This window comes from Actinomycetospora lemnae (assembly GCF_028737315.1).
GTDB lineage: Bacteria > Actinomycetota > Actinomycetes > Mycobacteriales > Pseudonocardiaceae > Actinomycetospora > Actinomycetospora lemnae.
In genome coordinates this window covers 224,080-236,991 of sequence record NZ_JAQZAO010000002.1, presented here as the reverse complement: position 1 = coordinate 236,991, position 12,912 = coordinate 224,080, and the positions used below count along the sequence as shown (strand labels likewise).

General features: G+C 74.4%; 13 protein-coding genes. 7 read left to right on the top strand and 6 right to left on the bottom strand.

What is annotated here, in order from left to right; all coding sequences use genetic code 11:
* Positions 1-161: 161 nt before the first annotated feature.
* Both PGB27_RS04815 and PGB27_RS04810 read left to right on the top strand, forming a co-directional pair.
* On the top strand, positions 162-1,307 hold the full coding sequence (locus PGB27_RS04815; RefSeq protein WP_274199214.1) for a sensor histidine kinase: 1,146 nt from the start codon (positions 162-164) through the stop codon (positions 1,305-1,307).
* On the top strand, positions 1,304-1,966 hold the full coding sequence (locus PGB27_RS04810) for a response regulator (RefSeq protein WP_274199213.1): 663 nt from the start codon (positions 1,304-1,306) through the stop codon (positions 1,964-1,966). The genes PGB27_RS04815 and PGB27_RS04810 overlap by 4 nt, the downstream gene beginning before the upstream one ends.
* On the opposite strand, the gene PGB27_RS04805 is transcribed toward PGB27_RS04810, so the two are convergent.
* The 6 genes from PGB27_RS04805 to PGB27_RS04780 form a co-directional block, all read right to left on the bottom strand.
* The gene (locus tag PGB27_RS04805) at positions 1,930-2,613 is read right to left on the bottom strand and encodes a hypothetical protein (protein ID WP_274199212.1); all 684 of its coding nucleotides are present in this window, start codon (positions 2,611-2,613) and stop codon (positions 1,930-1,932) included. The two genes, PGB27_RS04810 and PGB27_RS04805, sit on opposite strands and share 37 nt — an antisense overlap.
* A gap of 55 nt (positions 2,614-2,668) precedes the next feature.
* Complete coding sequence (locus PGB27_RS04800; RefSeq protein WP_274199211.1) at positions 2,669-3,109, bottom strand: hypothetical protein; 441 nt, start codon at positions 3,107-3,109, stop codon at positions 2,669-2,671.
* Positions 3,106-3,384: a hypothetical protein gene (locus PGB27_RS04795; RefSeq protein WP_274199210.1), complete on the bottom strand. Its 279-nt coding sequence runs from the start codon at positions 3,382-3,384 to the stop codon at positions 3,106-3,108. Before PGB27_RS04795 ends, PGB27_RS04800 begins: the two co-directional genes overlap by 4 nt.
* Positions 3,385-4,470: 1,086 nt before the next feature.
* Positions 4,471-4,743 carry a hypothetical protein gene (locus PGB27_RS04790; RefSeq protein WP_274199209.1) on the bottom strand — a complete coding sequence of 91 codons (273 nt, stop codon included), beginning with the start codon at positions 4,741-4,743 and terminating at the stop codon, positions 4,471-4,473.
* Positions 4,740-4,988, bottom strand: coding sequence for a DUF397 domain-containing protein (locus tag PGB27_RS04785; RefSeq protein ID WP_408630008.1), 249 nt, complete (start codon positions 4,986-4,988; stop codon positions 4,740-4,742). Before PGB27_RS04785 ends, PGB27_RS04790 begins: the two co-directional genes overlap by 4 nt.
* A 111-nt stretch (positions 4,989-5,099) precedes the next feature.
* Complete coding sequence (locus PGB27_RS04780; RefSeq protein WP_274199207.1) at positions 5,100-5,987, bottom strand: helix-turn-helix domain-containing protein; 888 nt, start codon at positions 5,985-5,987, stop codon at positions 5,100-5,102.
* A gap of 176 nt (positions 5,988-6,163) precedes the next feature.
* On the opposite strand from PGB27_RS04780, the gene PGB27_RS04775 reads away from it, so the two are divergent.
* From PGB27_RS04775 to PGB27_RS04755, 5 genes are all read left to right on the top strand, one after another.
* The gene (locus PGB27_RS04775) at positions 6,164-7,003 is read left to right on the top strand and encodes an SAM-dependent methyltransferase (protein WP_274199206.1); all 840 of its coding nucleotides are present in this window, start codon (positions 6,164-6,166) and stop codon (positions 7,001-7,003) included.
* Positions 7,004-7,098: 95 nt separating this feature from the next.
* Positions 7,099-7,557 carry a class I SAM-dependent methyltransferase gene (locus PGB27_RS04770; protein ID WP_274199205.1) on the top strand — a complete coding sequence of 153 codons (459 nt, stop codon included), beginning with the start codon at positions 7,099-7,101 and terminating at the stop codon, positions 7,555-7,557.
* Between the two features lie 582 nt (positions 7,558-8,139).
* Positions 8,140-9,642 carry an aldehyde dehydrogenase family protein gene (locus PGB27_RS04765; RefSeq protein ID WP_274199204.1) on the top strand — a complete coding sequence of 501 codons (1,503 nt, stop codon included), beginning with the start codon at positions 8,140-8,142 and terminating at the stop codon, positions 9,640-9,642.
* Positions 9,639-11,213: an APC family permease gene (locus tag PGB27_RS04760; protein WP_274199203.1), complete on the top strand. Its 1,575-nt coding sequence runs from the start codon at positions 9,639-9,641 to the stop codon at positions 11,211-11,213. The genes PGB27_RS04765 and PGB27_RS04760 overlap by 4 nt, the downstream gene beginning before the upstream one ends.
* On the top strand, positions 11,210-12,799 hold the full coding sequence (locus PGB27_RS04755; protein ID WP_274199202.1) for a GMC family oxidoreductase: 1,590 nt from the start codon (positions 11,210-11,212) through the stop codon (positions 12,797-12,799). Before PGB27_RS04760 ends, PGB27_RS04755 begins: the two co-directional genes overlap by 4 nt.
* Positions 12,800-12,912: the final 113 nt, after the last annotated feature.

Below are 12,912 nucleotides of genomic sequence, written 5' to 3'. Positions count from 1 at the left end.
GTCGAGCGGTGCGGGCGCTCGACGACGCTAGGGACGCCGCGGCGGTGGGGCGTCCGGGCGGTGGCGTGCGCCGGTGTCGCTCCTCGACGTACGACCGGCGCGGCGAGTGACGCCTCCCGACGACGGTGCGGGCGCGGGGACCGGGCCTACGCTGCGGCAGGGTGGAGCCCGCCCGTCCCCGCCGCCTCGAGGTGGCGCTCGCCGTCGCGGTCCTGGGCCTCGTCGCGGTCGCGCTGCTCACCGACCCCGGCTCGCCCGCCCGGGCCGTCCTCACGGCCGGGTGCGCGCTGGTGGTCGCGGCCCTGGTGCTCGCCGCCGGGCGGTGGCCCCTGCCGGCCCTCCTCGCGACCGCGGCGGTCCTCGTCCTGTATTACGCGCTCGACCTCCCCGCGGTCGGCCTCGCCGCGCCGATGGCGCCGGTGCTCTACCTCGCCGCCGAGCGCGGGCGGGTGCTCGCCGCCGCGGTGGTCGGTGCGGGACTGCTCGCGGTGTCGGTGGGCGTCCGCCTCCTCGAGGGCGACGACCTCACCGTCCTGCTCACGTTCGGCCTGGTGACCGACGCGGCCCTCATGACGGCGGTGATCGCGCTCGGCGACGCCGTCCGCAGCCGCCGCGTGGCGCAGGCGGAGTTCGCCCGGCGGGCCGCGGCCGCGGACGAGGAGCGCCGGCGCGACGCGGCGCGCCAGGTCGACGCCGAGCGTGTCCGCATCGCCCGGGAGCTGCACGACACCCTGGGCCACACGATGTCGATCGTGACGATGCGGTCGGCGGTGGCGCAGGAGGCCCTCGCGGACCGGGCGTACGCCGAGGTGGGCGCGTCCCTCGACGCCATCCGGGCGGCGAGCGGCGGCGCCATGACCGAGCTGCGCGCGACGCTGGGCACCCTCCGCGCCGAGGCCGGCCGGGAGCCGGCACCGGGGATCGACCAGCTCCCCGCGCTGGCGGAGCGGGTGCGGGACGGCGGGCTCCCGGTCGACCTGCGGGTGGCGGGCGAGGTGGACGCCCTGCCCGTGGTCGCCGGCACCACCGCCTACCGCGTCGTGCAGGAGGCGCTGACCAACGCCCTGCGCCACGCCGACGCGACGCGCGCCGTGGTCCGGGTGGACGTCGGAGCGGCGGACCTCACCCTGCTGATCACCGACGACGGGCGCGGTGGCCCGCCGGGACACGCCGGGGACGCCGGCCACGGGCTGCGGGGCATGGCCGAACGCGTCGAGCTGCTCGGCGGTGAGGTCGCGGCCGGCCCCGGCGTCGACGGCGGCTACCGCGTGCACGCCCGCCTCCCCCTCGGCGGGGGAGCGGCGTGAGCACCGTCGCGGTGGTGATCGTCGACGACCAGCACCTCGTGCGGGAGGGCCTGCGCGCGCTCCTGGAGCGGGCGCCGGACATCCACGTGGCCGGGGAGGCCGCGGACGGGGCGGCCGGCCTCGCCGTCGTCCGGACGGTGCGCCCGGACGTCGTCCTCATGGACGTGCGGATGCCGGGCACCGACGGGCTCCGGTCCGCTCGCCAGATCGTGGCGGACCCGGTCCTCGCCGACGTCCGGGTGGTCATGCTGACGACGTTCGACGACGACGAGTACCTCTTCGAGGCGATCCGGGCGGGCGCCGCCGGGTTCCTGCTCAAGGACACCGCTCCCGACGCCCTCCGCGAGGCGGTGCGCACGGTCGCGCGGGGCGACGCCCTGCTCTCGCCGGCGGTCACCCGTCGCGTGCTGGCCGCGGTGGCCGACCGCCCCGCCGTGGACCCGGGCCGGCTGGCCGGGCTCACGCCGCGGGAGCGCGAGGTCCTCGCCCACGTCGGCGCGGGCCTGTCCAACGCCGAGATCGGCGCAGCGCTGTACCTCAGCCCGGACACGGCCCGGACCTACGTCGGGCGCCTCCTCGCCAAGCTGGGCGCCCGCGACCGGGCGCAGCTCGTGGTCGCGGCCTACGAGAGCGGGCTCGTCCGGCCCGGAGAGCGCTGACCGACGCCGTCGGCCGACGACGCGACCGACGAGACCGTCGGTGGCGGAGGGGTCGCGCCCGGGCCGGACGGCAGCGTCGGGCTCCGGGGCGACATCGCCGACAGGGGGGCGAGCGACGGCGCCGGGGCCGACGGTCGTGGGCCGTCGGCTCGGTCGGGGGATCCGTTGTGGGGGTGGTCCTGGGGGTCGTCCGTGGCGGCGGCGCCGTCGGGGCCGGGCGCCTCGACCACCCAGCTGCCGTTCACCGGACGTCGCTGGAGCGTCGGCCCGGCGGTCAGCGCCTCCACCGACACCGTGCGCAGCCGCAGGCGGGCCTTGGCGACGTGGCGGGGGGCGCCGCGGACGACGACGGCCACCACCAGCCGCTCTCCGTGCGGGTCGGGCACGGCGTGGAGCAGGTGGTGGTGGCCGTCGTCGGTGCTCACGGACAGCTCCGTGAGCGTCGGGGTGATCGCGAGGGCGGCCCGCACCATGTCGGCGTGGGCCGCCCCCAGCAGCTCGAGGTCGGCGAGCGCGGGGTGCTCGCCGGGGTCGTCGACACAGCCGTCGAGGACCAGGCCGCTGTCGGCGTCGACGAGGGTGGCGGCGACGATGCGGCGGTCGTCGAGCAGCGGGCGGAGCACCGCCGACAGCCCGTCCGACCGCACGCACGTCAGGTGGCGGTGTCGCCCCACCCTCGCCGCTCCCGTCCGTCGACCGTCGTCAGCGCCGCCCGACCTGCTGGTAGTAGCCCTGGTCCTGCTGCGGGACGGCCGCCGCCGACGACGGGTCGTCGAGGTAGAAGCGCTGACCGATGATCTTCAGGTCCCGGCGGGCCATCGCGAGGTTCGCCTGCTGGCGGTTGAGCACCAGGTAGAAGAACATCTTGTCGTCCGGGTTGCCGTAGATCGGCCGGATCAGGTGGTACTGCGTGTCGAGGGTGATGAGGATGTCCTCGATCGTCTCGCGCAGGCCCAGCTTCTGCATGACGTCGAACTTGGCGCGGACGACCTCGCTGTTGCCGGGCGCGGCGACGTCGAGGTCGAACTCCGCGCTGCCGCCCCGCGAGCCGAGGGTCATGCCGCTGTCGTAGTCGACGATGGCCACGGCGAACGCGCCCTTGATGTTGGCGGCCGCGTTGAGGGCGTACTCGATGTCACTCATGGATTCCTCCGTGTCGGGGTCGCTCCGGGGGAGCGGGTGGTCGGTTCGGGGGTGGTGCCGGCGAGCGCTGCCTGGGGCGCACGGCCCAGGCGGAGCAGGCCGGCGAGGACCCGCCGCAACGTCTCGGGGTCGGTGCGCCAGCGCTGGCCGAGCACACCGGCCGAGTCCCGCGGCGGGGACGGGCCCCGGTCGCCCTCGGTGGCGGCGGGGGCCGGGTTCCGGGCGGCGGCCGGCAGCGACGCGCCCGGGGGCCGGCGGGGGGTCGGCAGGGCCACGGCGGCCGGTGGGGCCGGGGTCGACGGTGCCGTCGCCGGAGCGAACAGCGCCGCGGGTGCGGACGGAGCCGCTGCCGGTGCGGACGGAGCCGCTGCCGGTGCGGACGGAGCCGCTGCCGGTGCCGACGGAGCCGACGGTGCCGACGGAGGCGACGGAGCCGACGGAACCGGTGCCGACGGAGCCGGTGCCGACGGAGCCGGTGCCGGTGCCGGTGCGGACGGAGCCGCGGCGGCCGGTGCGGACGGCGCAGGCAGGGCGGCCGGAGCCCGGCTCGGCGAGGCCGCCGGAGCGCTGGTCGCCGGTGTCGTCGACGGCGCTGTCGACGCGTCGGTGGGTCGGCGGTCCGGCCGGGTGTTCCACCGGCCCGCAGGGGAGGGGGCCGTGGACGACGCCGGGGTCGGCGTGGTCGACAACCGGCCCGCGGGGAGCTCGACCGGCCGGGCCGGGGTGGAGCTCGCCGCGGGAGCTGGATGGGCGCGCGCGCCGGTGACGGCCGCGAGGCGCCGGCGGGCGAGGGCCAGGTTGCCGTCGGCGCGGCGCACCCGCAGGTAGATCCAGGTGCTGCCGGCCCGACGCAGCAGGTGGTACGCCGCATCGGTGGTGACGATGAGGTCATCGAGGGCGAGAGCCCGGTCGGCCGCGACGGCGGCCGCGCGGCGCCCCCACGTGAGCACCGTGGGCGCCGTGCCCTCGTCGGCGCCGATCTCCGCGATCACGCGCCGTTCGGGCGCGTCGGCGTCGAGGGCGAGCGCTTGGGCCAGGCCGGGCAGGTCACGCAGGGGTTCGAGCAGGCCGGGGTGCGGGGTAGCGGCGGCCGGGGCCGGTGGGGCCCCGGGAGCAGGCCCTGCAGGGGCCGGGCGCGTCGCCGCCGTGGTCACGGAATCCTCTCGCTGCCAGCTCGATGACATCACGAGCCTAGCGCATCGGTGACGCTCTGCAATTGGCCAAACGGGTACGGCTGCCTGTCCGGGTGATGCAGCGGGCCGTCCGGAGACTGATCGATTACTCTACGCCGAACGGCCCTACGCGATGAGCGTCTGCTCTGTCCGTGCCGCGAATCTACGCCGAGCGGGACGACCGGGCCGTCACGCCGACGCCCGCGGCACGAGACGCGACCAGAGCCCGCCGCGACGGTCGCCCGCCCCGGGGGCGGGCTCGCCCGCGGCCGAGCAGCACGACGGGCAGCGCGAGGCCGGGGGAGACGAGAGCGACGAGGCCCAGACGGTCGCCTCGCAGAGCGCCTCGAACCGCCCGTCGCCGCCCTGCGCGGCGAGGAACGCCGCGTCCGAGACGGCGTGGTCGGCGCCGTCGACGGCGCACGTCAACCACATGAGCCGGCCCCCGGTCGGGCGCCTCACGACGCGAGGCCGGCGACGTCGTCGGGACCCAGGAGGTCGTCGTAGGCGCCGCGCTTGACGTCAGCGAGGAACGCGCTCATCTCCGCGACGGAGAACAGGAGGGCCGGACCCTCGGGGAACCGCGAATTGCGGACCGCGACCCGGCGCGCCGGCACCGGCGCGAGCTCGACGCAGTTGCCCTGCTTGCCCGAGCGGGCGCTCTTGCGCCACGTCACGTCGGGAAGGCCGTCCTGTGCGTTCGGCACCTGGCCCATGCGACCGCCTCGCTCATGTGCACGTGCATCCGACAGTGCACCGACACTAGCAAGCGAAAGGATCATCTGCACGTGCACGCCCGGGCCCGTCGCCGGGCCGGCTCAGCGCTCGGCGACGAGCTTCGTGAGGTACTGGCGCGTCTCGTCGGGCGTCAGCGCGTCGACGGCCACACGGTCCATGACACGGCTGTAGGCCTCCACCTCGGGCCGCTTGTCCAGGTAGACGGCGGCGGTGAGGTGCTCCTGGTAGACGAGGTCGGGCAGCTCGGGCTCGGCGAAGCGCAGGATCGAGAACGTGCTCTCGGCGGCGTAGCCGCTCAGCGTGAACGGCAGCACCTGGACGACGACGTTCGGCAGCGCCGAGAGCTCGAGCAGGCGCTCGACCTGGGCGACGAGCGTGCCGTGGCCGCCGATCGGCCGGTGCAGCACCGACTCGTCGATGATCGCCCACAACGTCGGCGCGTCGCGGCGCCCGAGCATCTGCTGGCGGCGCATGCGCACGGTGAGGCGGCGCTCGTCGTCGGAGGTGGCCCGGTCCGGGTGGCCCGAGGTGATGACGGCGCGCGCGTAGTCCTCGGTCTGCAGCAGGCCGGGGACGAACAGCAGCTCGTAGGTCTGGATGCGCGAGGCGCTCATCTCCAGGCCGACGTAGTCCTCGAACCAGTCGGGCAGGACGTCGCCGTAGGGCTGCCACCAGCCGGGCTCGTTGCTGCGGCGGGTCATGTCGAGGAGCAGCTCGCGCTCGCCCTCGTCGGTGACGCCGTACATCGTCAGCAGGTCGGCGACGTCGCGCTCCTTGAAGCCGACCTTGCCCGCCTCGAGGCGGCTCATCTTGGAGTCCGACCCGCGGATCGACCACGCGGCGTCGGACCGGGCCACCCCGGCCCGCTCGCGCAGGCGGCGGAGCTGGGCGCCCAGGATGATGCGGCGTGCGGTGGGGCCGGCGCCCTCCGCCCCGCCGTCGGCCCCGGTCTGCTCCCGCTCGACCACCGTCGTGCGCTCCCCGTTGTCGTCCGGCCGCCGGAGACCCCCGGCTCGTACCGCCGAGCACGAGAGGTTACACGCCCGACGCAGCGTGTGGTCGTTCCCTGACCCGTCCCGGGCCCTGCGCCGTTACCCTCCTAGGGTGAGCGCCCGTTCGCGACCGCACGCCTGATGGGAAGCAGATGACCGCTGCGCACTCCTCGTCCCGCTCGGGGTCCGCTCCCGCCTACATCGACACGTCGAGGGCGAGCATCGCGCGGGTCTACGACTTCGCGCTGGGCGGCAAGGACAACTACCCCATCGACCGTGACGTCATCGAGGACCTCCGCCGGGCGGCGCCGGAGGCCGAGATCCTCGCCGTCGACAACCGCGCGTTCCTCGTGCGCGCGGTGCGCTTCCTCGCCGGCCAGGTGGGGATCGACCAGTTCCTCGACTGCGGGTCGGGCCTGCCCACCGCCGAGAACACCCACCAGGTCGCCCAGCGGTTGCGGCCCGAGGCGCGGGTCGTCTACGTCGACAACGACCCGACGGTCGTCGCGCACGGGCGTGCGCTGCTGGAGGAGAACGAGCTCACGGCCTTCTCCCCGGGCGACCTGACCGAGCCCCGGCAGGTCCTCGAGGACGCGGTCGTCCGCCGGGCCCTCGACTTCGACCGGCCGATCGCGCTGCTGCAGGTCGGGACCCTGCACCACTACGACGAGGGCCGGCTCTCCATCCCGGAGCTCATGTCGCAGTACATCGAGGCCCTGCCCTCGGGCTCGTACGTGACGATCGCACACTTCCTCGACCCCGAGGACGAGGACAGCCAGCTCGCCCGCCGCATGGAGGACGTCTTCGTCCACAGCCCGATGGGCACCGGACGCTTCCGCACGCGCGACCAGATCCTCGCGATGCTGCCCGGCCTCGAGCTCGTCCAGCCCGGCCTCGTGCGGTGCTTCGAGTGGTGGCCGGACGGCCCGCAGCTCAAGCCCGTCGTGGCCGCCCAGCGCTGCATCGCGGGCGTGGTGGGTCGCAAGCCCTGAGCGACACGGACCGGGCGCGCTGGGACGCCCGCTTCGCCGACCTCGAGCCCGTCCAGCCGGGCCCGCCGAGCGCCCTCGCCGGTCGCGAGGACCTCGTGCCCACGACGGGCCGGGCCCTCGACGTCGCCTGCGGGCGCGGCGCGGTCGCCGTCTGGCTCGCCCGGCGGGGCCTCGCCGTCACGGCCGTCGACGTCTCGCCCGTCGCGCTGGCGGCCGGTCGGGCCCTGGCGCCGGAGGTGCGCTGGATCGAGGCGGACCTCGACGACGGGCTGCCCGCCGCCGGCCCGTTCGACGTCGTCGTCTGCCAGCGCTTCCGCGACCCCGCGCTCTACCCTGCCCTGGTCGACGCGCTGGTCCCGGGCGGGCTGCTGGTGGTGACGGTGCTGATCGGCGAGGGCGCCTTCCGCGCCGCCCCCGGCGAGCTGCGCGCGGCGTTCGGACACCTCGACGTCCTGCACCACGAGGACGGCGATCACGAGGCGAGCCTCGTGGCCCGCCGTCCCCTCACGTCGGCGGGCGCCAGTCCAGGATCCCGTCGAGCCCCCGGACGGTGACCGCGGTCGGGACCAGGCGCCCGAGGCCGTCCCGCACGCGTCATCGCGTGCGGCGTCGCCGACGAGCACGGTGCGCCCGGCCACGGTGCGCCGCAGGGGCGGCAGCCAGCGCAGCTCCGTGACCAGCGCCGCCGCCGAGTCGGCGCGGTCGAGCAGCGCCGGGATCGGGTCGTGCCAGCCGGCGAGGCGGCGGCGCAGGGCGTCGAGGTCGGACGCGGCGGGCTCGCCGGCCGGGACCACCGCCCACAGGTGGACGCGGCCGCCGCCGTGCGGGGCGATGCCGGCGCAGGCCCCGACGCCCCCACCACCAGCGCCCGTCCCGCCACCTGGGCGGGGTGCCCCGACGCACCCGGCCCAGACGTGCTCGGACGACGGGCCCCGGCGGCGTCACGACGTCGCCGTCGAGCGCGGCGGCGGGGCGCGGGAGATGAGCGCCACGCGTGCACCTCGGCCGGGCTGCCCCACTTCACCGGCGCGGCACGCGTGTGATCGGTCGAGGATGGTGCTGACGGTGCGCGGGGTCGATACTCGACGGACCGGCGGCAGGGCCGACCGGGTGACACGAACGAGGAGGCGCCGGGCGTGGGTCAGCTGTTCATCGACGGAGCGTGGACCTCAGCGGTCGACGGGGGGCGCCGGGAGATCCGGTCTCCCGCGGACGGGTCGCTGGTCGCGGAGGTCGACGAGGCCGGGGCGAAGGACACCGAGCTCGCGATCGCGGCGGCGCGGCGGTCGTTCGACGACGGCCGGTGGTCGTCGGTCCCGGCCGCCGAGCGGGGTGGGCTCCTGCTGCGGGTCGCCGACCTGCTCCAGCGCGACAAGGCCCGGCTCGCCCAGGCCGAGACCGACGACACCGGCAAGCGGCTCGCCGAGTCCGAGATCGACATGGACGACATCACGAACTGCTTCCGCTGGTTCGGCCACCTCGCCGCCAGCGACGACGGCCGGCTCGTCGAGACCGGTATCGCCACCGCGCGCAGCAAGGTCGTCCACGAGCCCGTCGGCGTGTGCGGGCTCATCACGCCCTGGAACTACCCCCTGCTGCAGACCGCCTGGAAGGTCGCGCCGGCGCTCGGCGCAGGGTGCTCGTTCGTCCTCAAGCCCAGCGAGCTCACGCCGCACACCGCGATCATCCTCATGGAGCTGCTGGCCGAGGCCGGCGTGCCCGACGGCGTCGCCAACCTCGTGCTCGGGGCCGGGGCGACGGCCGGGGCGCCGCTGTCGTCGGACCCGCGGGTCGACATGGTCAGCTTCACCGGCGGGCTCCTGACCGGCCGGAAGATCATGGAGTCGGCGGCACCGACCGTGAAGAAGGTGGCCCTGGAGCTGGGCGGCAAGAACCCGTTCGTCCTGTTCGCCGACGCCGACCACGAGACCGCCGTCGACAACGCCCTCACCGCGATCTTCCTGCACTCCGGACAGGTGTGTTCCGCCGGCGCGCGGCTCGTCGTCGAGGAGTCCGCGCACGACCGGATCGTCGACGACCTCGTGGAACGGGCGCAGCGGATCCGCCTCGGCGGCCCCGACGACCCCGAGACCGAGACCGGCCCGCTGATCTCCGCGGCGCACCGCGACAAGGTCGAGCGCTACGTCGCCGCCGGGATCGCCGAGGGCGCCGTGCTGCGCTGCGGGGGCGAGCGCCCCACCGACGAGCGCCTGGCGAACGGCTACTACTACCCGCCGACGATCCTCGACCGCTGCACCCAGGACATGTCCGTGGTGCACGACGAGTCGTTCGGCCCGGTGCTCACCGTCGAGACGTTCACCGACCTCGACGACGCCGTGCGCATCGCCAACGACACCGAGTACGGCCTGGCCGGCGCGGTCTTCTCGTCCGACCACGGGACGTGCGAGGAGGTCGCCGCCCGCCTGCGCCACGGCACCATCTGGATCAACGACTTCGGTCCGTACGTCCCGGCCGCCGAGTGGGGCGGCTTCGGCCACTCCGGCGTCGGCCGCGAGCTCGGGCGCGCCGGCCTCGCCGAATACCAGGAGGCCAAGCACATCTGGACCAACACCCGGCCAGGACCGACCGGGTGGTTCCCCTCCTCCACCAGCCGTTCCACACCAGGGAGTGGTTCGTGACCAGCGCCAACCACAGCGGCAGTACCGGCAGCACCGGCAGCACCGACCACGAGGACGTCAGCGAGTTCGGTTACAAGCCGAGCCTCGTGCGCTCGCTCGGCAGCTTCCACACCTTCGCCGCCGGGATCAGCTACATCTCGATCCTGACCGGCACGTTCCAGCTGTTCTACTTCGGCCTCGGCTCCGGCGGACCGGCGTACTGGTGGTCGTGGCCGTTGGTCTTCGTCGGCCAGCTCATGGTCGCGCTGTGCTTCTGCGAGCTCGCCGCGCGCTTCCCGGTGGCCGGTTCGATCTACAACTGGTCCAAGCGCCTGGCCAAGCCGAGCACGGCGTGGCTCGCGGGCTGGACGATGCTGACGGCGTCGATCGTCTCGATCGCCGCGGTCGCGCTGGCGCTGCAGGCGACGCTGCCCGAGCTGTGGTCGGGCTTCCAGTTCATCCCGGACCCGACCGGCGAGGACACGACCGCCCAGGCGCTCAACGGTGTCATCCTGGCCACGGTCCTCATCCTCTTCACCACCGCGATCAACGCCTTCGGCACCCAGTTGATGGCGCGCATCAACTCCGCCGGCGTGTTCATCGAGCTGATCGCCGCGGTGCTGCTCATCGTCCTGCTCGCGGTCAACATCGTGCGCGGTCCGCAGATCGTGTTCGACACCGGCGGCATCGACGCGAGCGGCCGGCCGCTGGGCTACGCCGGCGCCTTCCTCGTGGCCATGTTCGCCTCGCTCTACGTCATGTACGGGTTCGACACCGCGAGTTCGCTGGCCGAGGAGTCGCACGACCCGCGGCGCAACGCCCCCAAGGCGATCCTGCGGGCGCTCTTCTTCTCGTTCCTGCTCGGCGGGCTCATCCTGCTGTTCGCGCTCATGTCGGCTCCGGACCTCAGCGACCCGAGCTTCTCGAGCCTCGGCGGTCTCCAGAACCTCATCCTCGCGGTGCTCGGGGGACCGGCCGGCTCGGTGATCCTCGTCGCGGTCGTCATCGCGGTCATCGTCTGCGCCCTCGCGGTGCACGCCGCGGCGATCCGCCTGGCGTTCGCGATGAGTCGGGACAACAACCTGCCCGCCGGCCCGAAGCTGTGCACGATCAGCCCCCGGTTCGGCACGCCGGTGGTCGCCTCGGTGGTCATCGGCGCGCTCGCGATCGCCCTGCTGCTCGTGACGTTCAGCCCGCAGATCTACACGGTGGTCACCTCGATCGCGATCATCATGATCTACACGGCCTACCTGCTGGTCACGGTGCCGATGCTGGTCCAGCGCCTCCGCGGGCGGTGGGAGCCGCGCGAGGGCGCGTTCTCCCTCGGGCGCTGGGGCCTGCCGGTCAACATCCTCGCCGTGCTGTGGGGCGGGGTCATGGCCGTCAACCTCGCCTGGCCGCGCAACGAGGTCTACAACGCCAGCGAGCCGTTCCACTGGTACCTGCAGTGGGGCGGTGTCCTGCTGCCCGGCGTCATCCTCGGGGCCGGGTTCGCCTACTACTGGACCGTGCAGCGCCACAAGACCGGCGTCGTGGCCGAGCACGCCCGCGTCGACAGCACGCCCACCACTCCCCGGACGGAGGCCCCATGAGCAGCCCGCAGACGTCGGGACGCGAGTTCGACTACGTCGTCGTCGGTGGCGGGACCGCCGGCTCGGCGGTGGCCGCACGGCTCTCGGAGGACCCGGAGGTCTCGGTCCTGCTCGTCGAGGCGGGCCCGTCGGACGTCGGCGACCCGGCGATCCTCAACCTCTGGCGCTGGATGGAGCTGCTCGAGTCCGGCTACGACTGGGACTACCCCATCGAGCCGCAGGAGTTCGGCAACTCCTACATGCGCCACGCGCGGGCCAAGGTGCTCGGCGGCTGCTCGTCGCACAACTCCGCGATCGCCTTCTGGGCGCCGCGGGAGAACCTCGACGACTGGGAGGCCCAGGGCTGCACCGGCTGGGGCGCCGACGAGAGCTACGCCTTCTACCGCAAGCTCGAGACCGCGCTGGACGGCGCCGACCAGGCCGAGCCGCCGGGCCGCGGGACCGACGGGCCGGTGACGATCCGCTCGATCGCGCCGAAGGACCCCTGCGGGCGAGCGCTGCTCGAGGCCTGTGAGCAGGTCGGGCTGCCGGTCACGCCGTTCAACACCGGGCGGACGGTGCTCCGCGGCGCCAACTGGTTCCAGGTCAACGCCAACCCCGACGGCACGCGCAGCTCGGCGTCGGCGGCGTACCTGCACCCGATCATGGCGCAGCGCAAGAACCTCGAGGTCTGGACCGGCTACCGGGCCGAGCGGCTGACGTTCGACGACTCCGGCCCGCGCCCGCGCGCGACCGGCGTCGCCCTGCGCACGCCGGACACGCGCTGGACGATCGAGGTCACCGCGCGCCGCGAGACGATCGTGTCGGCGGGGGCGATCGACGGGCCGAAGCTGCTCATGCTCTCGGGCATCGGGCCGGCCGAGCACCTGCGCTCGGTGGGCATCGAGGTGCGCGTCGACGCACCGGGCGTGGGGGAGAACCTGCAGGACCACCCCGAGGGCCTGGTCCAGTGGGAGGCCCTGCAGCCGATGCCGACCGAGTCGGTGCAGTGGTGGGAGATCGGCATCTTCGCCGGGGCCGAGGGCCGGACGACGCCGGACCTGATGTTCCACTACGGCTCGGTGCCGTTCGACCTCAACCTGATCCGCTACGGCTACCCGTCGAGCGACAACACGTTCTGCCTCACGCCGAACGTGACCGGCGCCCAGTCCACGGGCACCGTCCGGCTGCGCACGCGCGACTTCCGGGACAAGCCCGCCGTCGACCCGCGGTACTTCACCCACGAGCACGACCGCGAGGTGATGATCCGCGGGGTGCGGGTGGCGCGGGAGATCGCGGCGGCGCCGGCCCTGCAGGACTGGGTGGGCAAGGAGCAGGCGCCCGGCGACGCCGCCCAGACCGACGAGGAGATCTTCGACTACATCTCGAAGACCCACAACACGGTCTACCACCCGTCCTGCACGGTGAAGATGGGCCCGGACTCCGACCCGATGGCGCCGGTGGACCCGCAGCTGCGCGTGCGCGGCGTCGACGGCCTGCGCGTCGCCGACGGGTCGATCATGCCGGACCTGATCACGGTCAACCCGTGCATCACCACGATGATGATCGGCGAGCGCTGCGCCGACTTCATCCGCAACCCCCGCTGACGGCGTCCGACGGCGGCGGTGGCGGGTCCCGCGGGACCCGCCACCGAGCAGGGGGTCGAGGTGCGCGGCGCAGCGTCCGGGATGTCCGGAGCGCTGCCCACGTCACCATGCGC

Coding starts and splice junctions, on each gene's coding strand:
- PGB27_RS04800 (WP_274199211.1), bottom strand. CDS start 3,109: ATGAGTGACATCGAGTACGCCCTCAACGCGGCCGCCAACATCAAGGGC.
- PGB27_RS04775 (WP_274199206.1), top strand. CDS start 6,164: ATGACCGCTGCGCACTCCTCGTCCCGCTCGGGGTCCGCTCCCGCCTAC.
- PGB27_RS04755 (WP_274199202.1), top strand. CDS start 11,210: ATGAGCAGCCCGCAGACGTCGGGACGCGAGTTCGACTACGTCGTCGTC.